This window comes from Pseudomonas sp. PS02288, assembly GCF_029959715.1.
Taxonomy (GTDB): domain Bacteria; phylum Pseudomonadota; class Gammaproteobacteria; order Pseudomonadales; family Pseudomonadaceae; genus Pseudomonas_O; species Pseudomonas_O kuykendallii.
On sequence record NZ_JASCPA010000032.1, the window covers coordinates 1 to 24,271 of the forward strand.

Annotated in this window: 27 protein-coding genes and 1 tRNA gene; 14 read left to right on the forward strand and 14 right to left on the reverse strand. The window is 63.7% G+C overall.

Translation table 11 applies throughout. The annotated features are described in order from the left end of the window. Nucleotides 1-263: 263 nt before the first annotated feature. Together QMX85_RS13720 and QMX85_RS13725 are read right to left on the reverse strand one after the other, a co-directional pair. Nucleotides 264-1,454 carry a benzoate/H(+) symporter BenE family transporter gene (locus QMX85_RS13720; protein ID WP_273234719.1) on the reverse strand — a complete coding sequence of 397 codons (1,191 nt, stop codon included), beginning with the start codon at nt 1,452-1,454 and terminating at the stop codon, nt 264-266. Beyond that, on the reverse strand, nt 1,451-2,068 hold the full coding sequence (locus QMX85_RS13725) for a LysE family translocator (protein ID WP_282341724.1): 618 nt from the start codon (nt 2,066-2,068) through the stop codon (nt 1,451-1,453). The genes QMX85_RS13720 and QMX85_RS13725 overlap by 4 nt, the downstream gene beginning before the upstream one ends. A gap of 152 nt (nt 2,069-2,220) precedes the next feature. Between QMX85_RS13725 and QMX85_RS13730 the strand changes: the two genes are divergently transcribed. Further along, complete coding sequence (locus QMX85_RS13730; protein WP_282341726.1) at nt 2,221-2,856, forward strand: hypothetical protein; 636 nt, start codon at nt 2,221-2,223, stop codon at nt 2,854-2,856. 4 nt (nt 2,857-2,860) lie between these two features. Here the strand turns inward: QMX85_RS13730 and QMX85_RS13735 are convergent, their stop codons facing one another. After that, nucleotides 2,861-3,316, reverse strand: coding sequence for a MarR family transcriptional regulator (locus QMX85_RS13735; protein WP_282341728.1), 456 nt, complete (start codon nt 3,314-3,316; stop codon nt 2,861-2,863). A gap of 78 nt (nt 3,317-3,394) precedes the next feature. Between QMX85_RS13735 and QMX85_RS13740 the strand changes: the two genes are divergently transcribed. Both QMX85_RS13740 and QMX85_RS13745 read left to right on the forward strand, forming a co-directional pair. After that, nucleotides 3,395-4,561 (forward strand): PLP-dependent aminotransferase family protein, encoded by a 1,167-nt coding sequence (locus QMX85_RS13740; RefSeq protein ID WP_282341730.1) that lies wholly within the window; start codon nt 3,395-3,397, stop codon nt 4,559-4,561. A gap of 25 nt (nt 4,562-4,586) precedes the next feature. Continuing rightward, nucleotides 4,587-5,189 (forward strand): glutathione S-transferase family protein, encoded by a 603-nt coding sequence (locus QMX85_RS13745; RefSeq protein ID WP_090231060.1) that lies wholly within the window; start codon nt 4,587-4,589, stop codon nt 5,187-5,189. 57 nt (nt 5,190-5,246) lie between these two features. On the opposite strand, the gene folE is transcribed toward QMX85_RS13745, so the two are convergent. Beyond that, nucleotides 5,247-5,792, reverse strand: coding sequence for a GTP cyclohydrolase I FolE (gene folE, locus QMX85_RS13750; RefSeq protein ID WP_090231059.1), 546 nt, complete (start codon nt 5,790-5,792; stop codon nt 5,247-5,249). 176 nt (nt 5,793-5,968) lie between these two features. Between folE and QMX85_RS13755 the strand changes: the two genes are divergently transcribed. The 5 genes from QMX85_RS13755 (at nt 5,969) to QMX85_RS13775 (ending at nt 11,437) form a co-directional block, all read left to right on the forward strand. Next, nucleotides 5,969-6,856 (forward strand): AEC family transporter, encoded by an 888-nt coding sequence (locus QMX85_RS13755; protein ID WP_282341734.1) that lies wholly within the window; start codon nt 5,969-5,971, stop codon nt 6,854-6,856. Nucleotides 6,857-7,299: 443 nt separating this feature from the next. Next, on the forward strand, nt 7,300-8,505 hold the full coding sequence (locus QMX85_RS13760) for an acetyl-CoA C-acetyltransferase (protein WP_282341736.1): 1,206 nt from the start codon (nt 7,300-7,302) through the stop codon (nt 8,503-8,505). Nucleotides 8,506-8,663: 158 nt separating this feature from the next. Then, nucleotides 8,664-10,808: a 3-hydroxyacyl-CoA dehydrogenase NAD-binding domain-containing protein gene (locus QMX85_RS13765; protein ID WP_282341738.1), complete on the forward strand. Its 2,145-nt coding sequence runs from the start codon at nt 8,664-8,666 to the stop codon at nt 10,806-10,808. A gap of 135 nt (nt 10,809-10,943) precedes the next feature. Beyond that, complete coding sequence (locus tag QMX85_RS13770; protein ID WP_282341740.1) at nt 10,944-11,111, forward strand: hypothetical protein; 168 nt, start codon at nt 10,944-10,946, stop codon at nt 11,109-11,111. Next, nucleotides 11,108-11,437 carry a hypothetical protein gene (locus tag QMX85_RS13775; RefSeq protein ID WP_282341742.1) on the forward strand — a complete coding sequence of 110 codons (330 nt, stop codon included), beginning with the start codon at nt 11,108-11,110 and terminating at the stop codon, nt 11,435-11,437. Before QMX85_RS13770 ends, QMX85_RS13775 begins: the two co-directional genes overlap by 4 nt. Nucleotides 11,438-11,546: 109 nt before the next feature. Here QMX85_RS13775 and QMX85_RS13780 read toward each other — a convergent pair whose 3' ends face one another. The 3 genes from QMX85_RS13780 to QMX85_RS13790 all read right to left on the reverse strand — a co-directional run bounded on the left by QMX85_RS13780 (nt 11,547) and on the right by QMX85_RS13790 (nt 12,254). Then, nucleotides 11,547-11,696, reverse strand: coding sequence for a hypothetical protein (locus QMX85_RS13780; RefSeq protein ID WP_175534392.1), 150 nt, complete (start codon nt 11,694-11,696; stop codon nt 11,547-11,549). Nucleotides 11,697-11,783: 87 nt separating this feature from the next. Further along, a complete protein-coding gene (gene ptrC, locus QMX85_RS13785; protein ID WP_282341745.1) occupies nt 11,784-11,987 on the reverse strand; it encodes a type III secretion system co-regulatory protein PtrC in 204 nt (67 codons plus the stop codon). 39 nt (nt 11,988-12,026) lie between these two features. Beyond that, complete coding sequence (locus tag QMX85_RS13790) at nt 12,027-12,254, reverse strand: hypothetical protein (protein WP_282341747.1); 228 nt, start codon at nt 12,252-12,254, stop codon at nt 12,027-12,029. 168 nt (nt 12,255-12,422) lie between these two features. On the opposite strand from QMX85_RS13790, the gene QMX85_RS13795 reads away from it, so the two are divergent. After that, nucleotides 12,423-13,181: an amidotransferase gene (locus QMX85_RS13795; RefSeq protein WP_282341749.1), complete on the forward strand. Its 759-nt coding sequence runs from the start codon at nt 12,423-12,425 to the stop codon at nt 13,179-13,181. A 55-nt stretch (nt 13,182-13,236) separates the two neighbouring features. Here QMX85_RS13795 and QMX85_RS13800 read toward each other — a convergent pair whose 3' ends face one another. Both QMX85_RS13800 and QMX85_RS13805 read right to left on the reverse strand, forming a co-directional pair. Beyond that, a complete protein-coding gene (locus tag QMX85_RS13800; RefSeq protein WP_282341750.1) occupies nt 13,237-13,953 on the reverse strand; it encodes a 1-acylglycerol-3-phosphate O-acyltransferase in 717 nt (238 codons plus the stop codon). 144 nt (nt 13,954-14,097) lie between these two features. After that, a complete protein-coding gene (locus QMX85_RS13805) occupies nt 14,098-14,787 on the reverse strand; it encodes a crotonase/enoyl-CoA hydratase family protein (RefSeq protein WP_282341751.1) in 690 nt (229 codons plus the stop codon). 272 nt (nt 14,788-15,059) lie between these two features. Here QMX85_RS13805 and QMX85_RS13810 point away from each other — a divergent pair. Continuing rightward, nucleotides 15,060-15,149 (forward strand) — tRNA-Ser (locus QMX85_RS13810). 408 nt (nt 15,150-15,557) lie between these two features. On the opposite strand, the gene QMX85_RS13815 is transcribed toward QMX85_RS13810, so the two are convergent. The 3 genes from QMX85_RS13815 to QMX85_RS13825 all read right to left on the reverse strand — a co-directional run bounded on the left by QMX85_RS13815 (nt 15,558) and on the right by QMX85_RS13825 (nt 18,256). Continuing rightward, the gene (locus tag QMX85_RS13815) at nt 15,558-15,800 is read right to left on the reverse strand and encodes a hypothetical protein (protein ID WP_282341753.1); all 243 of its coding nucleotides are present in this window, start codon (nt 15,798-15,800) and stop codon (nt 15,558-15,560) included. Between the two features lie 94 nt (nt 15,801-15,894). Beyond that, nucleotides 15,895-16,149 (reverse strand): hypothetical protein, encoded by a 255-nt coding sequence (locus QMX85_RS13820; RefSeq protein ID WP_282341755.1) that lies wholly within the window; start codon nt 16,147-16,149, stop codon nt 15,895-15,897. A gap of 472 nt (nt 16,150-16,621) precedes the next feature. Beyond that, nucleotides 16,622-18,256, reverse strand: coding sequence for a methyl-accepting chemotaxis protein (locus tag QMX85_RS13825; protein ID WP_282341757.1), 1,635 nt, complete (start codon nt 18,254-18,256; stop codon nt 16,622-16,624). A 186-nt stretch (nt 18,257-18,442) separates the two neighbouring features. Between QMX85_RS13825 and earP the strand changes: the two genes are divergently transcribed. Continuing rightward, nucleotides 18,443-19,585 carry an elongation factor P maturation arginine rhamnosyltransferase EarP gene (gene earP / locus QMX85_RS13830; protein ID WP_282341759.1) on the forward strand — a complete coding sequence of 381 codons (1,143 nt, stop codon included), beginning with the start codon at nt 18,443-18,445 and terminating at the stop codon, nt 19,583-19,585. A 124-nt stretch (nt 19,586-19,709) separates the two neighbouring features. Beyond that, a complete protein-coding gene (efp, locus tag QMX85_RS13835) occupies nt 19,710-20,276 on the forward strand; it encodes an elongation factor P (RefSeq protein ID WP_090231047.1) in 567 nt (188 codons plus the stop codon). A gap of 59 nt (nt 20,277-20,335) precedes the next feature. Here efp and QMX85_RS13840 read toward each other — a convergent pair whose 3' ends face one another. After that, on the reverse strand, nt 20,336-21,205 hold the full coding sequence (locus QMX85_RS13840) for a LysR family transcriptional regulator (protein WP_282341761.1): 870 nt from the start codon (nt 21,203-21,205) through the stop codon (nt 20,336-20,338). A 100-nt stretch (nt 21,206-21,305) separates the two neighbouring features. Here QMX85_RS13840 and QMX85_RS13845 point away from each other — a divergent pair, with 100 nt between their 5' ends. Next, nucleotides 21,306-22,478 carry a mandelate racemase/muconate lactonizing enzyme family protein gene (locus tag QMX85_RS13845; RefSeq protein ID WP_282341763.1) on the forward strand — a complete coding sequence of 391 codons (1,173 nt, stop codon included), beginning with the start codon at nt 21,306-21,308 and terminating at the stop codon, nt 22,476-22,478. Between the two features lie 100 nt (nt 22,479-22,578). Next, nucleotides 22,579-23,325, forward strand: a complete 747-nt coding sequence (locus QMX85_RS13850; protein WP_273231668.1) for a sulfite exporter TauE/SafE family protein — start codon at nt 22,579-22,581, stop codon at nt 23,323-23,325. A gap of 12 nt (nt 23,326-23,337) precedes the next feature. Here QMX85_RS13850 and QMX85_RS13855 read toward each other — a convergent pair whose 3' ends face one another. After that, entirely contained in the window at nt 23,338-24,192 is an 855-nt protein-coding gene (locus QMX85_RS13855) for a LysR substrate-binding domain-containing protein (RefSeq protein ID WP_090231044.1), read from the reverse strand. Nucleotides 24,193-24,271: the final 79 nt, after the last annotated feature.

Genomic DNA, 24,271 nt, shown 5'->3' on the forward strand with positions numbered 1-24,271 from the left:
GCGTTTTTTTATGCGCAGCGCCACCGTAGGGTGCGCCGCGCGCACCGAGCCGCTCCCCGATTGCCGCGGATGTGTTACGAGTCCATCTTTGAGCGTTGGGGCTCATGGTGCGCACGGCGCACCCTACGAATGCTCATCCGCGTACCGACCAGACATCTCACGAATCCAGCCCGAAACAGCGGTGCTCACGCCGCGCGCCCTACGGAAGCGTATCGGGAGGTACTACGAATCCATCCTGGAGAGTCGCGGCGCGTTGAGTGCGATCAGGCTTTGCGCCCGTTGAGGATCAGCAGGGTCACCACGCCGCCGACGATGCCCCAGAACGCCGAGCCGATGGACAACAAGGTCATGCCGGAGGCGGTGATCATGAAGGTCACCAGCGCCGCCTCGCGCTCGCGGGCGTCCTGCATGGCATTGGTCAGGCCGTTCATGATCGAGCCGAGGAGGGCGAGCGCGGCGATCGACAGCACCAACTCGCGCGGGAAGGCGGCGAACAGCGCGGCCAGGGTGGCGGCGAAAGTGCCGGCGATGGCGTAGAAGATGCCGCACCAGAAGGCGGCGGTGTAGCGCTTGTTCTTGTCTTCGTGGGCGTGCGGGCCGGTGCAGATGGCGGCGCTGATCGCCGCCAGACCGATGCCGTGGGCACCGAACGGGGCAGTGATCAGCGAGATGATCCCGGTCGCGCTGACCAGCGGGGAGGCGGGTGTCTGGTAGCCATCGACGCGCAGCACGGCGACGCCGGGCATGTTCTGCGAGGTCATCATCACCACGAACAGCGGAATGCCGATGCTGACCACGGAGGCGAAGGAGAAGCTCGGCGTGGTCCACACCGGTGCTGCCAGTTCCAGGGTGAAGTGGCTGAAATCCAGCAGTCCCAGGGCGCCCGCCAGCACGCAGCCGACCAGTAGCGCCACCAGCACCGCATAGCGCGGTGCCAGGCGCTTGGCGATCAGGTAGGAGAAGAACATGCCCAGAACCAGCCCGGTACGGTGCTGTGCGGCGACGAAGATTTCGCTGCCGATCTTGAACAGGATGCCGGCGAGCAGGGCGGCGCACAGCGAGCCGGGCAGCTTGCGCATGATCTTCTCGAAGCTGCCGGTAAGGCCGCAGAGCAGCACCAGCGCGCCGCTGAACAGGTAGGCACCGATCGCCTCGCTGTAAGGCACGCCGGCAAGGCTGGTCACCAGCAGCGCCGCGCCCGGCGTAGACCAGGCGACGGTCACCGGCGTGCGGTAGTACAGCGACAGGCCGATGTTGCACACCGCCATGCCGATCGACAGTGCCCAGATCCACGAAGCGATCTGGCCGCCGCTGAGCCCCGCGTTCTGCCCGGCCTGGAACATCAGCACCAGCGAACTGGTGTAGCCAACCAGCATGGCGATGAAACCGGCCACTACCGCTGAGGGCGCACTGTCGGCGAACGGGCGCACCCGCGCCGTCGTCATCTGATTCATCGGAACGCTCCCTGAACATCCGCGAAAATGGGGTACAGCGAGGCCACCAGCAACAGCGCCATGCCGACGTTGAACACACGCAGGATGCGTGGCCGCTCCAGCCAGCGCCGCAACAGGCTGCCGGCAACCGTCCAGAGGCCGACGCTGGGGCAGTTTATCAGGGCGAACAGCGCGGCAATCAGCAGCACGTTGACGATGAAATTCTCTTGGGGCGCATAGGTGGTGATGGCGCCTATCGCCATGATCCAGGCTTTTGGATTGACCCATTGGAAGGCGGCGGCCTGAAGGAAGGTGAACGGCTTGCCACGCGCGTCGGCGCGGGTTTGCGGCGCGGCGGAGCCGGCAATCCTCCAGGCGAGGTAGAGCATGTAGGCCGCGCCCAGGTAACGCAGCGCGGTGAACAGCAGCGGCACGCGCTCGAACAGCTGGCCGAGGCCAAGGCCGACGGCGATCACCAGCAGCATGAAGCCCAGGCTGATGCCGAGCATGTGCGGCAGCGTGCGACGCACGCCGAAGTTAACGCCGGACGCGAGGAGCATCATGTTGTTCGGTCCGGGCGTTACTGAGGTGACGAAGGCAAAGGCGATCAGGGCGACCAGCAGGTCCGGGCTCATGGGGCGTTCTCCTTGGGAGCGGAAAGCCTAAGGGCGCCCCCGGATGGAGTCGCCATACAGCCGGTTTTGCTTTGAGCGGTACAGTCGAGGACTGTTATTGAACTGTATCGGTAGGTACTGTCTGCACTGTCCAGTGTCATGGAGATCGGAACATGGAAGAAAACCCCTACAGCGCACCCCAGGTCGCACTGGTCGATGACCACCGCCCCTCGAAACTGCCTGGTTGGAGTGTCGCGCAACTGGAACTGCTCGGCTGGCTGAGTCTGGTTTCGGTGCTCGGCACGCTGGTCCTGCTGGTCCTGGCGTTCGTCGGCGGACTGACCGCGCAGGCCGGGCTAGAGCGCTACTCGAACTGGCTCGGCCTGGTCATGGTGCTGCTGGGGGATTACCTGTTGCTGCGCCTGAACAGCTTCGCCCAGGCCCGCTTCGAAGCGCGGGGACTGAGCGCGCCGGTGTGGACGGTGGTGGCGCTGAGCCTGCTGATGGAAGCCTTTGACCTGGCCTTCGGCAACCGCTCGTTCACCCATTTCAGCTGGGAAACGCTGGTGTACTTCGGCCTGGTGTTCGCGCTTGGCGCCAGCAGCACCTGGTACGGCATTCGGCTGCTGAAGGTGCAGAACGTCTATCCGGTGTTCCGCCTGATGGCTTGGCTGGAGATCGTCGGCGGGCTGATGATGGCGACCCTGGTGCTGATGCTGCTGGGCATGCTGCCCCTGCTCGGCGCCACGCTGGCGATGATGGTGGTGTTCTTCAAGGGCGCGGCCGAGGTGCGTGAGCAGATCGCCTGAGACGTCAGTCCTCTTCGCTGCCGGCCAGGCGCCCGGCGCTTAGCGCAAGGTTGACCGCCAGCCAGCCTTCCACCGCCTGCTCGCCGGTCTCGGCGAACACCCGCTGGAGGATTCGCGCCTGCTCGCGACGCAGGGCCTGCTCGAGCTTCGCACCTTCGGCGGTGAAACCGAGCAGGCGCTTACGTTTGTCATCCTCAGCGGTCACGCTCTGCACCAGGCGCATTTCCACCAACTGGCGCAACGGGGTATTCAACGCCTGTTTGCTGACGCCCAGGTAGCCGAGCAGCTCCTTCACGCTGAGCCCCGGATAGCGGGCGATGAAGAACAGGATGCGATGGTGCACGCGGGACAGTCCGCGCCGCGCGAGCATCTCGTCGGGCTTGGCGGTGAAGGCCTGGTAGCCGAAAAAGAAGGCTTCCATCGCCTGGCGCTGATCGGTCGATTTTTTTAGGTCAGTCATATTGACGTTTATACAACGGGCAGCGTAGTTTCGGTCAAGCAGTTTGACCAAAATTCCACGCCTTGCCCCGGTGACATCATGGCCTTTTCCGAACGCGTTTCCCGTCTCAAGAGTTCCCTCATCCGCGAAATCCTCGCCGCGGCGCAGCGTCCGGAAGTGATGTCCTTCGCCGGCGGGCTGCCGGCCGAATCCATGCTGCCGGCGATGGACTGGAGCGCGCTGCCGGCGAGCATCGGCCAGTACGGCATGAGCGAAGGCGAGCCGGCGCTGCGCGAGGCGATTGCCGCCGAGGCGCGCGCGCTGGGCGTGGCCTGCGAGGCCAGCCAGGTGCTGATCGTCAGCGGATCGCAGCAGACGCTCGACCTCGCCGCCAAGCTGTTCATCGATCCGGGCACCGAAGTGCTGCTCGAAGCGCCGACCTACCTGGCGGCGCTGCAGGCATTCCAGCTGTTCGGCGCCGATTGCATCGGCGTGCCGCAGGAAGCCGATGGTCCGGAACTGGGCGCCCTGCGCGAAGCGCTGGAAACCCGCAAGCCGGCCTTCGCCTACCTGATCCCGACCTTCCAGAATCCGTCCGCGGTGCGCTACAGCGAGGCCAAGCGCGATGCCGTGGCGGCGATGCTCGACGAATTCCAGGTCACCCTGATCGAAGACGAACCCTATCGCGAGCTGACCTTCGATGGCGGCAGTGCCACGCCCATCGTCACGCGCCTGAAAAAAACCAGCTGGATCTACACCGGCACCGTGTCCAAGACGCTGCTGCCGGGCCTGCGCGTGGGGTTTCTGATCGCCACGCCGGACCTTTATCCGCATCTGCTGCGGCTGAAGCAGTCGGCCGACCTGCACACCAACCGCATCGGCCAGTGGCAGGCGCTGCAGTGGCTGGGCAGCGAGCAGTACCGCGCGCACCTGGTCGAGCTGCGCAGCTTCTATCGCACGCGCCGCGACGCGATGCAGGCCGCGCTGGAAGAGCATTTCGGCGACCTCGCCAGCTGGGAAGTGCCGCAGGGCGGGCTGTTCTACTGGCTCAAGCTGCATCGTCCGCTGGACACGCGCACACTGTTGAATCCGGCCTTGGCGCAGAACGTCGCCTTCATGCCGGGCGAGCCTTTCTTCATCGATCCGGAGGCCAATCCGGGTTATCTGCGGCTGAACTTCAGCCATGTGGCGCCGGAACGACTGAGCGAAGGCCTCAGGCGGCTGGCAGGCGTGATACGCGAAGCCCAGGCCGCCGAGGCGGCCTGAGTACGGAAACATAGGGAGCATCGGCATGTACAAGGTTTACGGCGATTTCCGTTCGGGCAACTGCTACAAGGTCAAACTCATCCTCAACCTGCTCGGCAAGCCTTACGAGTGGGTGACGGTGGACATCCTCAACGGCGGCACCAAGAGCCCCGAGTTCCTCGCGCTGAATCCGAACGGCAAGATTCCGGTGCTGCAACTCGAAGACGGCACCACGCTGTGGGAATCCAACGCGATCCTGAATTTCCTAGCCGACGGCAGCGACCTGCTGCCGACCGAGCCGCGCCTGCGTACCCAGGTGCTGCAGTGGCAGTTCTTCGAGCAGTACAGCCATGAGCCGTTCGTGGCGGTGGCGCGGCGCATCAAGTGGCTGGAGGGCATGCCGGAGGCGCGTCGTGAAGAGTACGAAGGCAAGCTGATCGACGGCTACCACGCCTTCGCGGTGATGGAGCAGCAGTTGCAACGCACGCCGTATCTGGTGGGCGAGCAGTACACCATCGCCGATATCGCGCTCTACGCCTACACCCACATCGCCGACGAAGGCGGTTTCGACCTCGCCGGATTCCCCGCTATCCAGGCCTGGATGAAGCGAGTGGCGAGCCATCCGCGGCACGTCGGGATGCTCGACTGAGAAACGAAAAACCGGCCTCGAGGGCCGGTTTTTTCTTGCCGCTCGATGGCGGGCGGTTCAGTTCACCAGGCTGAGGAACTCGGCGCGGGTGTCGGAGTTCTCGCGGAACTCGCCGAGCATTACCGAGGTGACCATCGAGGAATTCTGCTTCTCCACGCCGCGCATCATCATGCACATGTGCTGCGCCTCGATGACCACCGCAACGCCGGCGGCATGGGTGATGCTCTGCACGGCATCGGCTATCTGCCGGGTGAGGTTTTCCTGGATCTGCAGGCGGCGCGCGTACATGTCCACGATGCGTGCGACCTTCGACAGGCCGAGGACCTTGCCGCTGGGCAGGTAGGCGACGTGCGCCTTGCCAATGAACGGAAGCATGTGGTGTTCGCACATCGAGTACAGCTCAATGTTCTTCACCAGCACCATCTCGCTGTTGTCGGAGCTGAACAGCGCGCCGTTGGTGACTTCTTCCAGCGTCTGCTGGTAACCGCGGCAGAGGTACTGCATGGCCTTGGCCGCCCGTTTGGGGGTGTCCAGCAGGCCCTCGCGGTTCACGTCCTCGCCGATCTCGGCCAGGATTTCCGTGTAATTCTTTTCCAGGGACATTGATCTACCTAGGGATGTACGCAGATAAGCACGGCAGGGTAGGTCGGCGCCGTCTGGCTGGCAAGCCTGATGCGTGCGCACCGGCTGATGGACGCAACTCTGCCGCTTCGCTGCCGTCGATTGCGGCCGGGTGTCGCGGCCCGCTAGCATGGGCGTTTTACTGTTTCGGAGTCACCATGCTGGCCCAGTTGTTCGCCGTTCTGGCCCCCGTTCTGATCACCGCCGGACTCGGTTATGGCTGGGCCCGCAGCGGCCATGCGTACCCCACCGACTTCATCGCCAAGCTGGTGCTGAACATCGCCACGCCCTGCCTGATTCTTTCCACCCTCAGCCGCGCGCAGCTCGATCGTCACGCGTTCGCCGAGATGGCCATAGCCTGTGTGCTGGTCACCGTCGCCATGGGGGTGGTCGGGTTTATCGCCAGCCGGATGTCGGGCAAGGATTGGCGGGTGCTGGTGCCGGGCTTCCTGTTTCCCAACTCCGGCAACATGGGTCTGCCGATGAGCCTGTATGCCTTCGGTGAGCACGGCCTGGCGCTGGCGGTGGCGTTCTTCATGGTCCTCTCGGTGGGGCATTTCAGCATCGGGCCGGCGATTTCCGGCAGCGCGCCCCCGCTGAAGAAAGTCTTCAGCAATCCGATCCTGATCAGCCTGGTGCTGGCCCTACCGCTGGTGATCTTCGATATCGAGCTGCCGCGCTGGCTGGACAACAGCCTCGATCTGCTGGCCGGGATGACCATTCCGTTGATGCTGCTCACGCTCGGGGTCTCGCTGGCATCGATCCGCGTGCATCATCTGGGCAGCGGGATGCTGCTCGGCGGGTTGCGGATTCTGTGCGGGGCCGGTGTCGGCTGGCTGGTCGGCGTGCTGCTCGGCCTGCCGCCGCTGAGTCTGGGCGTGCTGGTGATGCAGTCCGCGATGCCGGTGGCGGTGTTCAACTACCTGTTCGCGGTACGTGCGAACCGCTCGCCGGAAGACGTGGCGAGCCTGGTGCTGTGTTCGACGTTGCTCTCGTTCGTGTTTCTTCCGCTGCTGCTGCTCTGGCTGCTGCCCGCGTCGAGCTGAGGGGCGACGGCTTCAGCCGATGAAGCCGGTGAGGTTCGGGACGATCAGGATCAGGGCGATGGCGACCACGATCAATCCTGCCTGGCGCATTTTCGGCTTTTTGAACATAGGCACGGCCTTTCTTCTTGTTGTTGACGGTGCTGCGACCGGTCGACACGAGGGCGGCGCTGCCGGTCGATAGCGTCTGTTCGAGTAGACTCCACGCGCCGTGTCCTGTTGCACCGCTTCGCTGTGCGTGTCCCGATGCCGGCCTTTACGGCGCAATTCCCCATTCCAGAGCCTTACCAGGCGCCTCGCCCCACGCGCCGGCGGGCTGCCGTTCGTCTGAGCGTCGCGGTCAAGTTCGCTGAGCGCATCGGTCATTGCCTCCTGTACACGCGCGATTAAGGTGAACTCACCCCGGCCTGCCGCCGGTTCGTTCGTGATCAAAACGAGAACAAACCATGACCGAAGCAATGATTTTCGACGCGGTGCGCACGCCCCGCGGCAAGGGCAAGAAGGACGGTGCGCTGCACAGCGTCAAGCCGGTGAACCTGATGGCCGGGCTGTTGCGCGCGATCCAGCAGCGCAACGACCTGGACACCACGCAGGTCGACGACATCGTGCTTGGCTGCGTGACGCCGGTGGGCGACCAGGGCGCCGATATCGCCAAGACTGCCGCGCTGGTGGCCGACTGGGACGAGCAGGTCGCCGGGCAGCAGATCAATCGTTTCTGCGCCTCTGGCCTGGAAGCGGTGAACATTGGCGCGATGAAGGTGCGCTCGGGCTTCGAGGACCTGGTCCTGGTCGGCGGCGTGGAGTCCATGTCGCGCGTGCCGATGGGATCGGATGGCGGTGCCTGGGCGATGGACCCGGAAACTAACCTGCATACCCAGTTCGTCCCGCAGGGGATCGGTGCCGACCTGATCGCCACCCTCGAAGGGTTCAGCCGGCAGGACGTCGATGCCTTCGCCCTGCGCTCGCAGCAGAAAGCCGCCCGCGCCCGCGCCGAACAGCGCTTCGCCCGCACGCTGGTGCCGGTGACCGACCAGAACGGCATCGTCCTGCTCGACAACGACGAGTTCATCCGCACGGACTCCACCCTGGAAGGCCTCGGCGCCCTCAAGCCGAGCTTCGAGATGATGGGGCAGATGGGCTTCGACGCCACGGCGCTGCGCAAGTACAGCTACCTGGAGCGCATCGAGCACGTGCATACGCCGGGCAACAGCTCGGGCATTGTCGATGGCGCCGCGGCCATGCTGATCGGCTCCGAGGCCAAGGGCCGCGAGCTGGGCCTGAAGGCGCGCGGTCGTATCGTCGCCACGGCGGTGACCGGCAGCGATCCGACCATCATGCTCACCGGCCCGGCGCCGGCCACGCGCAAGGCGCTGGCGAAGGCCGGGATGCGGATCGAGGACATCGATCTGTTCGAGGTCAACGAGGCGTTCGCCTCCGTGGTGATGCGCTTCATGCGCGAAATGGGCGTCAGCGAAGACAGGGTCAATGTCAACGGTGGCTCCATCGCCATGGGCCATCCGCTCGGCGCCACCGGCTGCATCATCCTCGCCACGCTGCTCGACGAGCTGGAGCGCCGCCAGTTGCGCTTCGGCCTGGCGACGCTCTGCGTCGGCGGCGGCATGGGTATCGCCACCATCATCGAACGCCTCTGAGGAGCGATCACGGGCTACTGCGCTCGGCCATGCCGCGTTGGAAATCCACCGAGAATGCTCATTGGCTACAGCCAACTCCGCTTCCCGGAGGATTTCCGCCTTGCCTGACCTTCGCCCGTAATGCCCCTGAAGCGCTCCTCCACCAGGAGAACAACACAATGACCGACGCCATCCGTTACGAGAAAGACCAGGACAACGTCGTCCTGCTGACCATCGATATGCCCGGCCAAAGCGCCAACACCATGAATGCAACCTACCGTGCCGCCATGGCCGACACCGTCGCGCGCCTCGAGTCGGAGAAGGATTCCATCGCCGGGGTGATCGTCACCTCGGGCAAGAAGACCTTCTTCGCCGGCGGCGACCTCAACGAGCTGATCAAGGTCACCCCGGCCGATGCCGAAGGCTTCTACCGCATGGTGCTCGGCCTGAAGGCTCAGTTGCGCCGCCTGGAAGCGCTCGGCAGGCCGGTCGTGGCCGCCATCAATGGCGCGGCGCTGGGTGGCGGCTGGGAAATCTGCCTGGCTTGCCATCAGCGCATCGCGCTGGACGATTCCAGCGTGCAATTGGGCCTGCCGGAAGTCACCCTCGGCCTGTTGCCCGGCGGGGGCGGGGTGGTGCGCATGGTGCGCCTGCTCGGACTGGAGAAGGCGCTGCCCTACCTCGCCGAAGGCAAGAAGGTGCGCCCGCAGGAGGCGCTCAAGGCCGGCTTGATCCACGCCGTCGCCAGCAGCCGCGAAGACCTGCTGAGCCAGGCGCGGGCCTGGGTGCTGGCCAACCCGAACGCCAGCCAGCCGTGGGACCAGAAGGGCTACAAGATTCCCGGCGGCACGCCGTCGAGCCCGGCGGTGGCGCAGATGCTCACCATCGCGCCGTCCGTGCTGCGTGACAAGACCAAGGGCTGCTTCCCCGCGCCGGAGAAGATCATGTGCGCCGCGGTGGAAGGTGCGCAGGTGGATTTCGACACCGCGCAACTGATCGAGACGCGCTACTTCACCGAGCTGGCGACCGGCCAGGTGGCGAAGAACATGATCGGAACCTTCTGGTTCCAGCTCAACGAGATCAATGCCGGCGGCTCCCGGCCTAAGGGCTTCGAGCGGCGCAAGGTCAGCCGGGTCGGCGTGCTCGGCGCCGGCATGATGGGCGCGGGGATCGCCTATGTGTCGGCTGTCGCCGGCATCGAGGTGGTGCTCAAGGATGTGTCGACGCAAGCGGCCGAGAAGGGCAAGGCCTACTCGGCCAAGCTGCTGGAGAAGAAGGTGGGCCGCGGCCACATGAGCGCGGAAGCACGCGATGCGATCCTCGCGCGGATCCAGCCGACCGACAGCGATGCGGCGTTTTCCGGCTGCGACCTGATCATCGAGGCAGTGTTCGAAGACCGCGCGTTGAAGGCCAAGGTCACCGCCAGCGCCGAGGCCTCCGCGCTGCCCGATGCCTTGATCGCCTCCAACACCTCGACGCTGCCGATTACCGGCCTGGCGTCGGCCGTGGCGCGCCCGGAGAAATTCATCGGCCTGCACTTCTTCAGCCCGGTGGACAAGATGCCGCTGGTGGAAATAATCCGCGGCGCGCAGACCTCGGACGAAACCCTGGCGCGCGGCTTCGACTTCGTCCAGCAGATCAGGAAGACGCCCATCGTCGTCGAGGACAGCCGTGGTTTCTTCACCTCACGGGTGTTCGGCACCTTCACCAACGAGGGCATCGCCATGCTCGGCGAAGGAATTGGTGCGGCGCTGATCGAGAACGAGGCGCGCAAGGCGGGAATGCCGGTCGGCCCGCTGGCGATCTCCGATGAGGTTTCGTTGAGCCTGATGCAGCACATCCGCCAGCAGGCCGAGAAGGACCTCGCCGGCGAAGGCAAAGCGGTGCCACAGCACCCGGCGTTCGCCACCATCGCGCTGATGCTGGAGGAGTACAAGCGCCCCGGTAAGGCGGCTGGAGGCGGCTTCTACGATTATCCGGCCGGCGCCAAGAAGCACCTGTGGCCTGGACTCAAGGAGCACTTCGAGAAGGCCGAGGCGCGCATTTCCGAGGAGGACGTGCGCGACCGCCTGTTGTTCGTGCAGGCCCTGGAAACCGTGCGCTGCCTGGAGGAGGGCGTGTTGAACTCGGTGGCCGATGCCAACGTCGGCTCGATCATGGGCATCGGTTTCGCCGCCTGGAGCGGCGGTGCGCTGCAGTTCATCAACCAGTACGGCATCGATGACTTCATCGCCCGCGCGCAGTACCTTGCCGAACAGTACGGCGAGCGCTTCGAGCCCCCGGCGCTGTTGCTGGAGAAGGCGGCCAGCGGCGCGCGCTTCTGAGCGGTGAAAGATACAAAGAGCCCGGCACCCGCCGGGCTTTTTCTTGCCCGCCGGTCAGCTGGCGGAGGCCACCCGATAGCACCTTTGCCTGCGCGCGCTGCCAAAACTTCAGGACCCACAACAGAGGACCTCAGCATGTCAGGCCAGCGCAAAGAGTCGGTCGAGAACACCGAAGAGCAGGCGAGCAAGGTCGGCGAGAAGAACAAACGCATGAATCAGGAGGGCGAACAGCCCCGCGCCGAAGATCAGAAGACCACCGAAGAGCAACTGCGCAAGCAGACCAGGGGAGGCGATCAGCCATGAATACGCTCATCCGAACGGCTGGTTTGCCGTTGCTGTTCGCGCTGTGCGTGTCTGCCAGCACCGGCGTCGCCGCCGATTCGGCGGGCATGCAGGCAGCTCCGGTGCAGCAGCCGTCGGGCGGCGCTGCCGGCAGCGTCGCTCCTGGTAATGTCTCGAACCAGGCGCCGCGTGCACCGATGGCGCCGCGTGCGCCCAACGCACCGGCCTACAACTCGAATAACAACGCGCGAAGCACAGCCCCTGAACCTTCGGCGCAGCAGCGCCCCTCGCTCGAACAACAGCGACGGCAGATCGGCAGAGAGATGGAAAACCAGCGCAAGCAGTAGGGTGCCGGCGCGTTTCAGGCCAGCAGGAATGGCTGTTGAGGGCTTCGACTGAGGTTGCGCCCCTGTGCCTTATCAGGTACGTCGCTTCGGGCGAACGCCTACCGCGACGTCAGCGGGGCCTTTCCAACGTAGCCGCCGAGGCCGCGTTGGCGGTGTGCGGGGCCATGCTGACCACGAGCAGCGGAAGCGCCACCAGCAGGTACAGGCAGATGGCGCCGAAGGCACCGTTACGAGCGAATCTCACGGTCTGGCTGTTCATCAGCGGTTGCTCCTGTCGATCAGGACCGCGCCGATGGCGTGAACATGACCGATTGAGTAGAGGCATCAAGGCGAAAACCAGCGGCCTTCAGGCCGCCTGGCATAGACCGTTCTGCAGGCAGAGCAGGTCATGTACGGCCAGTCGCTCGCTGTGCAGCGTTGGAACCTTCAGGGTCATCAGGCCACCATCATCGAGATGCAGCGCTGCCTCGCTTTCGAACTCCAGCCCCGCATCGCTCAGGGTCACATAAGTGACGCCATAGGCACGCTTGCTGTGAAGGATATTGCTCATTGCTCGGCTCCTTGGCGCCACCGCGAAGTGGCGTCCGTATCAGCGGTTTTTGCTGGCGTTTGCCTGGCGGTCATTTTGGCCGGTGCTTTTCGGCGTCGGACGATAGAACTCCGAGTAGGCCGGTGTGGCGAATGCGGAGGCGGCGATAAGGCTGGCGATGGCGGCGTATTTGTTCATCTGCGTATTCTCGAAATGGCAATGGGGCGATGTGCCCGATGGCTGAATCATTGCCGAGTGCCGGTGCGCCAGGAAGTGAATGGCACGCATGGTGAACATCGAAGCGGCTGATGATTCGGGCGCGGCCCATCGTTCGGCTCGATACGGTCACGGAACGCGCCAGTGAGCCGAAGCCTGTTTCGCGGAAGCGGAGGCTATGTTAAGAAAAGGCCATCATCCGTTATGGGTGCGCCTTATCGTCACAATCAGGATCCGCCAATGTCGCTTCGTATCTGCATTCTTGAAACCGATAGCCTTCGTCCCGAACTGGTCGACCGTTATCAGGGTTACGGGCGCATGTTCGAGCGCCTGTTCGCGCAGCAACCGATTCCGGCCCGTTTCGAGCTGTTCAACGTCGTCGAGGGCGTCTACCCGGACGAAGACGAGCGCTACGACGCCTACCTGGTAACCGGTAGCAAGGCCGATTCCTTCGCCAGCGACCCGTGGATCCAGACGCTCAAAGCCTTCCTCCTAGATCGTTATCGGCGCGGCGACAAACTGCTCGGGATCTGTTTCGGCCACCAGTTGCTGGCGCTGCTGCTGGGAGGTCGCAGCGAGCGCGCGAGCCAGGGCTGGGGCGTAGGCATCCATCGATACCGCCTCGCCGAGCAGCCGGCCTGGATGAAGCCGGCGGTGGAGGAACTGACGCTGCTGATCAGCCACCAGGATCAGGTCACGCAGTTGCCGGAAAACGCTACGGTGCTGGCCTCCAGCGATTTCTGCCCGATCGCCGCCTACCGTATCGAGGATCAGGTGCTGTGCTTCCAGGGCCATCCGGAGTTCATTCCAGACTATTCCCGGGCGTTGCTGGATATCCGCCAGAAGTGCATTGGTGAGCATGTCTACCAGCAGGGCATCGCCAGTCTGGAGCATCCGCACCACGGCCCCACGGTGGCCGAGTGGATAATGCGCTTCGTTGCTGGCGAACGGCTCGCACAGTTCTCGCCAGCCCGCGAGAAAGTGACCGACACGGCCTGATCGCCGCCCAGCAAAAAGCCCGGCGATTGCCGGGCTTTTTCGTCTCCGTACCGATTCAGTCGCGCGCCAGTTCCTGGTCCATCGCCTGTATGCACAGCTGCATCTGTACCCGGCAGCGCTCCGCCAGCGCCGGCAGGTCGGCCTGGGTCAACCCCAAGGTCGGGATGGCGGGCAGCGAGCGGATCAGGATGCGCCCGCTGTTCCAGCGGTTCAGGCGCATGCTCCGTGCGTAGCTGCTGATGCAGACCGGGACGATGGGGACGCCGGCATCCAGGGCGATCTGGAACGCACCTTTCTTGAACGGCAGCAACTCACCCTGGTTGCGCGTGCCCTCGGGGAACACCCAGATCGAAGTGTCGCGATGCAGCAGCGCATCGGTGGTGGCCTGCAGCGCCTGGCGCGCCTGACGGGCGTTGCTGCGATCGATCAGCACATTGCCGGCCAGCCAGTACAGCTGGCCGAACAGCGGCACCCATTTCAGGCTCTTCTTCCCGATGCTCACCGTGCGCCGGGGGACGACGCGGCCGAGTACGTAGAGGTCGTAGTTGGACTGGTGATTGGCGATGTAAACGCAGGTGCGCACATCCTTCGGCGCGGCCATCTCGGCGTTCAGCCGCAATCCCAGAATCGGCAGCCCGCCGAGTGCGTAGAGGCGGGCGCACAGACGGCTGTTATCCGGGTTGAACGGGCGGCAGATACCGATCAGCAAGCCGAGGATACCCGCCACAATGAAGTGCACGCCCATGAAGAACATACGCAGGAGAAACAGCATCGGTCGTCGCCCGGGGATGAAAACGGCGCCGAGTGTATGAGTGTTCACTGTTTTCGGCAATCGGGATTCGCGGCCGCGCCAGCCGGGCACTTGGCAACAAAAAAGCCCGGCGAGGGGCCGGGCTCTAGGAGGACGTTGCGCGACTCAGACAGCGTGCTGTTTATCCAGCTCGATGGCCTCGTCGAGGGTTTCCAGCAGCGCCTTGCGAACCTTCAGCTTGGTCTTGCGGTGCGCGTTCATGTTGATCTTCTTGAACTGCGCGGCGACGGCCATCGCCGTGGGCAGCAATTCGCCGACCGACACCACCCGCTCGAGGAAGCCGGCCTCGCGCGCGCCCTGCGGATCGAACATCTCGCCATTGATGACTGAGCGCTGGAATGCGGCCTTGCCGAGGCGATCACGCGCCAGCTCGATACCGACGTGATGCATGGTCATGCCGATCTGTACTTCGTTAAGTCCGATGTTGAACGGACCCTCAACGCCGATCCGGTAATCCGCCGAGAGCAGAATGAAGGCGCCCTTGGCCACCGCGTGACCGGGGCAGGCGACGATAATCGGGTAGGGGTGCGCGAGCATCCGCCGCGCCAGCGTCGAACCCTGGGCCACCAGCTCGATGGCGTTCTGCGGGCCGGAGGTCATCACCTTGAGGTCGTATCCGCCCGAGAGAATGCCGGGCTGGCCAGTGATGATGACGATCGCCTTGTCCTGCGTCGCCCGGTCCAGCGCCTCGTTGAAGGCGACGATCATGTCCGGGGAGATCGCGTTGACCTTGCCGTTGTTAAGCGTCAGGGTCGCGACGCCGTCGTCGAGGTGGTAGGAGATCAGCTCACTCATGGCGGGTATTCCTTGGAATTAGTCGGCCGAACTTACCCACCCACAGGCCACAGGTAAAGCGCCGTGACTGACCGGTGAGTCAGCCGCCTCCGGCGGTTTCCCGCCTGGTGCCGGGCCGGAAGGTGCGCCGATCGACCACGGCGGCGACCGGCGCGCCCCTCGAAAAACGCCCGCCACCTAAACGCATGAATAGCCTGAAAAAAAGTTTGCCTTCGTGGCGGCCTTCGACTAAATTAGCGCGCCTCGACGGACCAGACAGTCCGCCGAGATCCGGTGAAGTGTCCGAGCGGTTGAAGGAGCACGCCTGGAAAGTGTGTATACGGGAAACCGTATCGTGGGTTCGAATCCCACCTTCACCGCCAGACCAAAAAGCTAAAGCCCCGAGAACCAGCAGGTTCTCGGGGCTTTTTGCTTTCTGGGGCCTGCAGGTGTCGAAGAACTGTCGAGCGTCTCACGCGTAGATGGGCCAGCGCCTGAGCACCTTCACCGTCTGTTCATCCTAGAGCGATTGATAAGCCAGTCTGTGTTAGATATTGATGCGCCTGGAATAGGCTCCGGTGAGGTTATCCATCGAATGATCTATGGGATGCTGGAGTCCAGGGTGGAACGCTACGGAGTTATCTGCCCGCAACGCCTCTATAGTGCCAAATGCGGCCTAATGATTAAGCTAATGGGCAGACAAAAGCGCAGCTTTTGCGCTGTCCAGCGAACGAAGTGAGCGATAGTTGAACGCATTTTTAGACCTTACCGGAATTCGTTTCTTATGTGCTCTAGAACTGCCTCAGTTGTAGGCGGAAAAGTCTCTGTTTTCTTGCCGCTCTTATATGTGACGAGGCGCCAGCCGCTTTTTGTTTTGTATTTTCTGGCGTAAAAGGTGCGTTAAGGCCTTGGATGGTAATTTCTCCATCTCCGCTGCTTCCATATTTAAAATCGCCGAAGGCGCTCGTAAATTCTTTGAGGCGCGAGAGTTCTTGTGTAACACCTTGATGGGCAAAGCGGTCAAAGCTCTTCATGCATCCTCCGCAGGTCTAACGTTTGGTTAACGGGCGGGCTTTAGCCCGTCCCAGTGAGCGAAGCGAACGATTTGAACCACTTGTTATGTCGCATTTAGTGTTTCCACTTTTCTTTTGTTGCTTCAAGCAAAACTTGCTGGGGGTCGAAGCCAAGCTCAACCAGTTTTCCTTTGAGTGCTGCAATATGCCACCAAGGACAGCTTGGATCACCACACGCAGCGTCAGGATCGCCTTCGTGCTCGAACTCTAGGTGGAAGCAAAGCCAATGCATATTCTCGAAAACCTCATACTGGTCGGCGTTTTCGATTACAGGCAAGTTGCAACGCTTACAAATTTTGGATTGGCTCATGACTGTGGTCTATCGCTTGCGACATAACTATAAATAGACACCAATTGGTGCATAACAAACCGAAAATTGGTGGATAAAAATCTCTTGCAGATCTAGCGCACAGCTCTAGTCAGCGGCACGCGCTACGAGGGGGGCGTTATACACCGGCCTCAGCTCTGCAAGTCCCTTTGCCAGCAAGCTGGCGGTTGAGCGGAGATTAGCTTGCAGATGAAGCGAAGAACAATGCCCGGAAGCCATGGTGTCGAAATCGCAGCCATGCAAGGCAAGAGTTACCGAATGAAAGAGACGGGGAGACTTGTTCTGGCTGGCTTTGACCGATGCAGACCCTAGCGAGCGTATGCCGATAAGGCTCGAATTCCGCCTTCACCGCCAGACCAAAAGCCCCGAGAACCGGCAGGCTCTCGGGGCTTTGCTTTTCCGGGCCTTCCGGGATCGGCCAGCTGTGCTGACAGCTGCGGCTTCTGGCTGAGACTCAGAGACGGAAACGCGCCACCTGCGATTGCAGGTCGCTGCCCAGGCGGGCGAGCTGGATGCTCGAGGCGGCGGTTTCGTCGGTGGCGCTGGCCGACTGGTCGGCGATGCTGCTGACGTTGTGGACGTTGCGGCTGATCTGTTCGGCAACCTGGCTTTGCTGGTCGGCGGCGGTGGCGATCTGCAGGTTCATTTGCTGGATGTCGCTGATCATGCGGGTGATGCTCAGGACGGCGTTGCCCGTGTCGCCAACGTCCTTGACCGTTGCGTCGCTGGTCACCTTGCAGTTGAGCATGATGGTGGACACTTCCTGGGCGATCTTCTGTAGCCCGGCGATCAGCGTTTCGATTTCCTGGGTGGCGTCCTGGGTCCGGCGCGCGAGGCTGCGTACTTCGTCGGCGACGACGGCAAAACCGCGGCCCGCTTCGCCAGCACGGGCGGCTTCGATGGCGGCGTTGAGGGCCAGCAGGTTGGTCTGGTCGGCGACCGATTTGATCACGTCCAGCACGCCGCCGATGTTGGTGCTTTCCTGCTGCAGGCGGCCCATGGCCTCGGCCGAGCGGTTCACTTCCCCGGAAAGACGTTCGATCTGGCTAACCGCCCGGCTCGCCATGCCGTTGCCTGCGGTGGCTTCGTCGGTGGCGTGTTGTGCCGCTGCGGCGGCCTGTTCGCAGTGGCGTGCAACTTCCTGCACGGTGGCGGTCATCTGGTGCATCGCCGCGGCAACCTGGTCGACCTCGGATTTCTGCGCGGCGACACCGGAGCGGGTCTGCTCGGCACTGGCGGAAAGCTCTTCGGCCGCCGAGGAGATGACGTTGGCCGAGCCTCGCACGCTGCCGATCAGCTCGTTGAGTTTCGACTGCATCTCGCCGAGCGATGCCATCACGCTGCCCGCCGGCTGGCTTGTGGCAGCGGCACGCAGATCGCCCTCGGCGACACGCCGGGCTTCGTCGGAAAGCAGCGAAGGTTCCGCTCCGAGGGAGGTGAAGAGGCCCCGGGTGATGGTCAGGCCGAGCACCGAGGCGAGGATGATGGCGGCGACGCAGACCAGCAGGAGCAGGTTGCGTTGGTTGAAGTAGGCATTCTGGGCGTCGCTCAAATCACGCTCGGCCTGGCGTTCGCTGTAGGCCATGTAGTCGCCGGTAGCCGCGATCAGTTGGCTGAGCAGCGGCATGCAGTCGGTGTTCATCATGCTGATGGCTTTTTCCCGCTCGCCTTTCCAGGCGAGGTCGACGATCTTCAGCGCCACCGGGCCGTACTGCGCTTCGACGCTGTCGATGCGGGCAACCAGGTTCTTCTCTTCGGGCGTTACGTCCGGGCTGGCAGCGATCTTCTGCTTCAGCTGGTCGATGGTGGTCTGCACGTCCTCGTGGGCGGCCAGCACGGCCGCGCGCTCGTGCTGGCGATCGTCGTTCTCGCTGACCAGCACCAGGTTGCGTGCGGCGATGGCTCGAAGGGTGGTGGCCAGACGGGCCTTGCCGGCCAACTGGCTGCGCTCGTTGGCGCCGTGCACGATGTCCGAGAGGCGGTCGTTGGCGGCATTGAGTGCGTAGAGGGAAATCAGCGAGACGAGCAGCGCCGTGGCGGTGACGGAGGCAAAGCTGAGGCCCAGCTTCGCCTTGACGGTAAGATTCATTTTTTCACCCGTGGGGAAGCGCGCGATCCATCGCCTGAACAGCCTAGCGGAAGGGCCTGCTGTGTGATGTCATATTGACGTCAATAAAACTCTACAGGAAGTCTACAGAAAGACCATGTCGGTTTAACTATTGCTCCGATAGTAAAGAGCATCATCAATCTGGAAATCCGATCGAACGAGGCGGGCATGCAGGGCAGATCCTGGGACATCTTTTGCGCAGTGGTGGATAACTTCGGCGATATCGGGGTGACCTGGCGTCTGGGGAAGCAGTTGGCGCGCGAGCATGGTCAGGAGGTCCGGTTGTGGGTCGACGACCTCAGCGCGTTCGCCGCGCTGTGTCCGCAAGCCGACCCGCTCGCGGCGCAGCAATGGCATGAAGGTGTCGAGGTCCGGCAATGGCCGCAGCGCTGGCCGAACGCTACCGAGCCGGCCGACGTGGTGATCGAGGCGTTCGCCTGCCAGTTGCCGGAGGCGTACGAGGCCGCCATGGCTAGCCACGCGCGCAGTCTCTGGCTGAACCTCGAATACCTCAGCGCCGAGGAGTGGGTGGGTAACTGCCACGCGTTGCCGTCGCTGCAGCCGAATGGCGTGCGCAAGTATTTTTTCTTTCCCGGCTTCGTTTCCGGCACCGGCGGTCTATTGCGCGAAGGCGATCTGCTCGAGCGCCGTAAGGCATTCCAGAGCGACCCGGCGGCCCAGGCCGCCTTTCTCTCCGGTATCGGCGTGGCCCGGGCGGCGGGCTCCCGTCTGGTCTCGCTGTTCGCCTATGAGAACCCCGCATTGGGCAGTTGGCTGGAGGCGCTGTCCGGCGACGGCATACCCACCCAGTTGCTGGTTCCCCAAGGTCGCATCGGGACGAGCCTTGCCGCCTGGCTCGGCGTGGAGTCCGTCCGCGCCGGCGAGCGTTTCGCGCGCGGCGCCCTGACGATTCAGGTGCTGAGCTTCCTCAGCCAGGGTGACTACGACCGTCTGCTGTGGTGCTGCGATTTCAACGCTGTTCGCGGCGAGGATTCCTTCCTCCGCGCGCAGTGGGCCGGCCGTCCGTTGCTCTGGCACATCTATCCCCAGCAGGACAACGCGCACTGGGACAAGCTGGAGGCGTTCCTCAGGCTCTACCTCGAGGGGCTGTCGGCTCCGGCGCGCGCCGCGTTCGAGGCGCTCTGGCGCGTCTGGAATGCCGACGGAGCGATAGGCGCGGCATGGGCGGAACTGGCCCGGCACGAGGCGGAACTGAACGCGCATGCCGAGCACTGGTGTGCGGCGTTGGCGGCGCAGGAGGATCTGGCCACGCAACTGCTGGCGTTCTCCGGGGTGATTCCTCGCGCCTGACCGCGCGGGCCGACCCCGTTGACTCAGGTGCCCGGGCCCCCGGTCGGCCCCTGGTTACAGCTCGGTGCAAATTGGCTATCATAGGCGGCCAATTTTTCGTCACTCATCCAACCGGATATCCCGTATGAAAACCGCACAAGAATTTCGCGCTGGCCAGGTAGCCAACATCAACGGCGCTCCCTGGGTCATCCAGAAAGCCGAGTTCAACAAGTCCGGCCGCAACAGCGCCGTGGTCAAGATGAAGCTGAAGAACCTGCTCAACGGTTCCGCTACCGAGACCGTGTACAAGGCCGACGACAAGCTTGAGCCGATCATTCTGGATCGCAAGGAAGTGACCTATTCCTACTTCGCCGATCCGCTGTACGTGTTCATGGATACCGAGTTCAACCAGTACGAGATCGAGAAAGACGACCTGGAAAGCGTGCTGACCTTCATCGAAGACGGCATGACCGATGTCTGCGAAGCGATCTTCTTCGGCGATAAGGTCATCTCCGTCGAACTGCCGACCACCATCGTTCGCCAGATCGCCTACACCGAGCCGTCCGTACGTGGCGATACCTCGGGCAAGGTGATGAAGACCGCGCGCCTGAACAACGGCGCCGAGCTGCAGGTTTCCGCGTTCTGCGAAATCGGCGACTCGATCGAGATCGATACTCGTACCGGCGAGTACAAGTCGCGCATCAAGGCCTGATCCTTGTCGCGACGAAAAAGCCCGGCCATTTGCCGGGCTTTTTCATGCCTGCGCAAATGTCAGAGACGCGCCCAGAACGCCTCGGCGAAATCGCTCAGCGGGGCCTTTGGGCGGATCAGCTGGATCTGGAGCGGGATGTCCCAGTCCTGGTCGAACGCGCGGATCAGTGCGCCGTCCGCGACTTCAGCCTCGGCGAGGCTTTCCGGTAGCCAGGCGACGCCCTTGTTTTCCAGCGCCATGGACATCAGCACGGCGGCGAGGTGACTGCTGAACAGTGCGTCGAGCGCGTGCGGCGTCGCCCGGCTGGCGAGCCGCGCGGCGACGATCCGGCCGAGCCCCGAGTCCGCGCTGTAGGCCAGATAGGGAAGGGCACCGGTCGCATCGCCCGGCCCTAGCGCAGGGCTGATTAATGGTTGCAACACGTCGCTGCCAATCACCTTGCTGTGGAAACGCTCGGGCTCGAACAGCGGCGAGGCGTGCGGGTCGCCATGGCACAACAGGAACTGAACCTGGCCCTGCAGCAGCATTTGTTCGCAGTTGGCCATGCTGTCGGACAGCAGGCGCACGGCCTCGATCGGCGCTCCGCGCTCGGCACGCCGGATCCAGCGCGGGAAGAAGGTGAACGACAGCGAGTGGGTCGCGGCAAACTGCAGCGTCCTGGCGGCCTTGCCGGCGACTTCCTGCGCCTCGCTGCGCAATTGCTGCAGGCGCCGGGTCAGGTCCCGGGCGCCACCGAGCACCTGGCGGCCGGCGTCGGTCAGGTTGGCGCCGTGCACGCTGCGCTCGAACAGTTCGGCGCCCATCCAGTTTTCCAGCGCGCGGATGCGCCGGCTGAAGGCCGGCTGGGTGACGTGCCGTGCCTCGGCGGCCCGCGAGAAGTTACCGTGCTCGGCGAGGGCCGCGAAATCTTCCAACCAGATCAATTCCATGGGTGATGCCGTGGCTGCATGGGGCGGCGCATTTTTAGCATTGGTCGTCGCGCGCTCACAAGCCTTACTGTCCGGGCCTCTACAACAAGAGGCCGTACCCATGCGCATCGTCGAAATCCGCGAAAAGACCGCGTCCATCGCATCGCCCATCGCCAACGCCTACATCGATTTCTCCAAGATGACCTGCTCGGTGGTCGCGGTGGTCACCGACGTGATCCGCGACGGCAAGCCGGTGATCGGCTACGGCTTCAACTCCAACGGGCGCTATGGGCAGGGCGCGCTGATGCGCGACCGCTTTCTCGCGCGCATCGCCGAGGCTGATCCGGAAAGCCTGATCGACCATGCCAACGACAACCTCGATCCGTTCGCCATCTGGAAGACCCTGATGACCAACGAGAAGCCCGGTGGCCACGGCGAGCGTTCGGTGGCGGTCGGTACTATCGACATGGCGGTATGGGACGCGGTGGCGAAGATCGCCGGCAAGCCGCTCTATCGCCTGCTTGCCGAGCGTTATCGCGGCGGCGTGGCCGACGACAAGGTGTGGGTCTACGCCGCCGGTGGCTACTACTACCCGGGCAAGGACCACTCGAAGCTGCAGGACGAAATGCGCAGCTACCTGGATCGCGGCTACAGCACGGTGAAGATGAAGATCGGCGCCGTTTCGCTCGACGAGGACATCAGCCGCATCGAAGCGGTGCTCGATGTGGTCGGCGACGGCCAGCGCCTGTGCGTGGACGCCAACGGGCGCTTCGACCTGAAAACCGCAATCGCCTATGCCGAAGCGATGAAACCCTACAACCTGTTCTGGTACGAAGAGGCAGGCGACCCGCTGGACTACGCGCTGCAGGCCGAACTGTCTAAGCACTATGACCGGCCGATGGCCACCGGCGAGAACCTGTTCTCCCATCAGGACGCGCGCAATCTGCTGCGTCACGGCGGCATGAACCCGGAACGCGACTTCCTGCAGTTCGACTGCGCGCTGTCCTACGGCCTGGTGGAATACCTGCGCACGCTGGAAGTCATGGACGAGCTGGGCTGGTCGTCGCGCCGCGTGGTGCCGCACGGCGGTCACCAGATGTCGCTGAACATCGCCGCCGGCCTGCACCTGGGCGGCAACGAGTCGTACCCCGATGTGTTCCAGCCGTTCGGTGGTTTCGCCGACGGCATCCGCGTCGAGGACGGTTACGTCGGTCTCCCGGAGATTCCCGGGGTCGGCTTCGAAGCCAAGTCGGCCTTGTACGCGGTGATGCGTGAACTGGGCGAGGGTGCCTGACGCATCGACAGCGAGCGGAAAGTCGAACGCCATCGCGGGTCAACCTGCCGTGCATTTGCGGTAGGATGACCCGCTTTTTTTCGGGATAACAATAATGACTGTGCTGGGCGTGCTGTTGGATCTGTTACTGGGCCTGGTGCTCGGCACCATCGGGGGGCTGTTCGGCATCGGCGGCGGGTTGATCGCGATTCCGGTGATCGGCCTGTTCTTCGGCCTCGACCAGCAGATGGCCCAGGGCACGGCGCTGGTGATGGTGGTGCCCAATGTGGTGCTTGCGGTCTGGCGCTACAACCAGCACAACCGCATCGACCTTCGCCAGGCCGCCGCGCTGGCGATTCCCGGCCTCTGCTGCGCGCTGCTGGCGTCGCGCCTGGCGCTGAGCCTGCCGGCCGAGGTGATGCGCCTGTTCTTCGTGGTGTTCCTGCTGGTGCTGGCGTTCTACAACTTCTATCGACTGGTCACCCGTGCGCCCTCGGGCGGTGCGCAGTTGCGCCACGGGCTGTTCGCGCTCGCCGTACTGGGTGCGATTGCCGGCGTGATGGGCGGATTGATGGCGGTGGGCAGCGCGGTGGTCGCCACCCCGGGGCTGACCAGCCTGTTCGGCGCCTCCCAAGTGGTCGCCCAGGGGCTTTCCCTGGCGCTGGCCTTGCCGAGCACCTTCGTGACCCTGGTCAGCTATGCGCTGCATGGCGACGTGGACTGGGCGCTGGGCATCCCGATGGCCATCGGCGGGCTGCTCAGCATCAGCTGGGGTGTGCGCCTGGCGCATACGTTGCCGGAACAGGCACTGCGGGCCGGTTTCTGCCTGTTTCTGGTGATCAGTGCGGTGGCGCTCTATCTCAAGTGAGCGCCGCGTCGCTCAGAGCTTGAAGCCTTCGGCGATGTGTTCGGCCAGGCATTCGGTAATCGGTCCCTGGCTCGAGGCGTTGCGCAGCAGCATGATGTTCGCCACCGGCAACTCGCAGAGCCCCTCGGCCTCGCCGAGGATGCGCATGTCCGCGGTGATCAGGCTCTGCAACTGCGCGGTGACGGCCAGCCCGGCGCTGACCACTGCCATGATCGCCGACAGGCTCGGGCTGGTGTAGGCGATGCGGTAGGGCCGGTCGAGGCTGGTCAGCGCGTTGCAGGCCCAGTCGCGGCAGAAACAGTCGGTGTTGAACATCGCCAGGGGAATCGGGTTCTGCTCGTGCGGCGTGAAGCCGTTGGCTTCGGCCCAGACGAAGCGCTCCTGGCGCAGCAATTGGCCGATTTCCTTGCCCGGCTCACGGGTGACGATGGTCAGGTCGAGGTCCTGCCGCTGCAACAGCTGCAGCGAGGATTCGCAATGCACGTCCACCTGCACCAGTGGATAGGCCTGGGCGAAGCGCGACAGGATTCCCGGCAGAAAGCGCATCACGTAGTCGTCCGGCGTGCCGATGCGCACGGCGCCGATCATGTGCGGTTCGCGCAGCGTTGTGAATACCTCGCCATGCAGCTTGAGGATGCGCCGGGCGAAACCCAGCAGCACCTGGCCTTCCGCCGTCAGCCGGATCTGCCGCCCGTCGCGGGCGAACAGCGAACGCTGCAGAACGTCCTCCTCCAGCCGCTTCATCTGCATGCTCACCGCCGACTGCGTGCGGTTGACCATCTTCGCCGCACGGGTGAAGCCGCCGTTGTCGGCGATCGCGACGAAGGTGCGCAGCAACTCGGTATCGATGCTGGGGAAGCTGCTCATTCATCAATCTCCAAGATGCGACGCATAAATAACATTCGTTGGATTGATCTTAAGCTGCAGCCGAGACTGTTGCCAATCC

Coding starts and splice junctions, on each gene's coding strand:
- QMX85_RS13720 (WP_273234719.1), bottom strand. CDS start 1,454: ATGAATCAGATGACGACGGCGCGGGTGCGCCCGTTCGCCGACAGTGCG.
- QMX85_RS13725 (WP_282341724.1), bottom strand. CDS start 2,068: ATGAGCCCGGACCTGCTGGTCGCCCTGATCGCCTTTGCCTTCGTCACC.
- QMX85_RS13730 (WP_282341726.1), top strand. CDS start 2,221: ATGGAAGAAAACCCCTACAGCGCACCCCAGGTCGCACTGGTCGATGAC.
- QMX85_RS13735 (WP_282341728.1), bottom strand. CDS start 3,316: ATGACTGACCTAAAAAAATCGACCGATCAGCGCCAGGCGATGGAAGCC.
- QMX85_RS13740 (WP_282341730.1), top strand. CDS start 3,395: ATGGCCTTTTCCGAACGCGTTTCCCGTCTCAAGAGTTCCCTCATCCGC.
- QMX85_RS13745 (WP_090231060.1), top strand. CDS start 4,587: ATGTACAAGGTTTACGGCGATTTCCGTTCGGGCAACTGCTACAAGGTC.
- folE (WP_090231059.1), bottom strand. CDS start 5,792: ATGTCCCTGGAAAAGAATTACACGGAAATCCTGGCCGAGATCGGCGAG.
- QMX85_RS13755 (WP_282341734.1), top strand. CDS start 5,969: ATGCTGGCCCAGTTGTTCGCCGTTCTGGCCCCCGTTCTGATCACCGCC.
- QMX85_RS13760 (WP_282341736.1), top strand. CDS start 7,300: ATGACCGAAGCAATGATTTTCGACGCGGTGCGCACGCCCCGCGGCAAG.
- QMX85_RS13765 (WP_282341738.1), top strand. CDS start 8,664: ATGACCGACGCCATCCGTTACGAGAAAGACCAGGACAACGTCGTCCTG.
- QMX85_RS13770 (WP_282341740.1), top strand. CDS start 10,944: ATGTCAGGCCAGCGCAAAGAGTCGGTCGAGAACACCGAAGAGCAGGCG.
- QMX85_RS13775 (WP_282341742.1), top strand. CDS start 11,108: ATGAATACGCTCATCCGAACGGCTGGTTTGCCGTTGCTGTTCGCGCTG.
- QMX85_RS13780 (WP_175534392.1), bottom strand. CDS start 11,696: ATGAACAGCCAGACCGTGAGATTCGCTCGTAACGGTGCCTTCGGCGCC.
- ptrC (WP_282341745.1), bottom strand. CDS start 11,987: ATGAGCAATATCCTTCACAGCAAGCGTGCCTATGGCGTCACTTATGTG.
- QMX85_RS13790 (WP_282341747.1), bottom strand. CDS start 12,254: ATGCGTGCCATTCACTTCCTGGCGCACCGGCACTCGGCAATGATTCAG.
- QMX85_RS13795 (WP_282341749.1), top strand. CDS start 12,423: ATGTCGCTTCGTATCTGCATTCTTGAAACCGATAGCCTTCGTCCCGAA.
- QMX85_RS13800 (WP_282341750.1), bottom strand. CDS start 13,953: ATGCTGTTTCTCCTGCGTATGTTCTTCATGGGCGTGCACTTCATTGTG.
- QMX85_RS13805 (WP_282341751.1), bottom strand. CDS start 14,787: ATGAGTGAGCTGATCTCCTACCACCTCGACGACGGCGTCGCGACCCTG.
- QMX85_RS13815 (WP_282341753.1), bottom strand. CDS start 15,800: ATGAAGAGCTTTGACCGCTTTGCCCATCAAGGTGTTACACAAGAACTC.
- QMX85_RS13820 (WP_282341755.1), bottom strand. CDS start 16,149: ATGAGCCAATCCAAAATTTGTAAGCGTTGCAACTTGCCTGTAATCGAA.
- QMX85_RS13825 (WP_282341757.1), bottom strand. CDS start 18,256: ATGAATCTTACCGTCAAGGCGAAGCTGGGCCTCAGCTTTGCCTCCGTC.
- earP (WP_282341759.1), top strand. CDS start 18,443: ATGCAGGGCAGATCCTGGGACATCTTTTGCGCAGTGGTGGATAACTTC.
- efp (WP_090231047.1), top strand. CDS start 19,710: ATGAAAACCGCACAAGAATTTCGCGCTGGCCAGGTAGCCAACATCAAC.
- QMX85_RS13840 (WP_282341761.1), bottom strand. CDS start 21,205: ATGGAATTGATCTGGTTGGAAGATTTCGCGGCCCTCGCCGAGCACGGT.
- QMX85_RS13845 (WP_282341763.1), top strand. CDS start 21,306: ATGCGCATCGTCGAAATCCGCGAAAAGACCGCGTCCATCGCATCGCCC.
- QMX85_RS13855 (WP_090231044.1), bottom strand. CDS start 24,192: ATGAGCAGCTTCCCCAGCATCGATACCGAGTTGCTGCGCACCTTCGTC.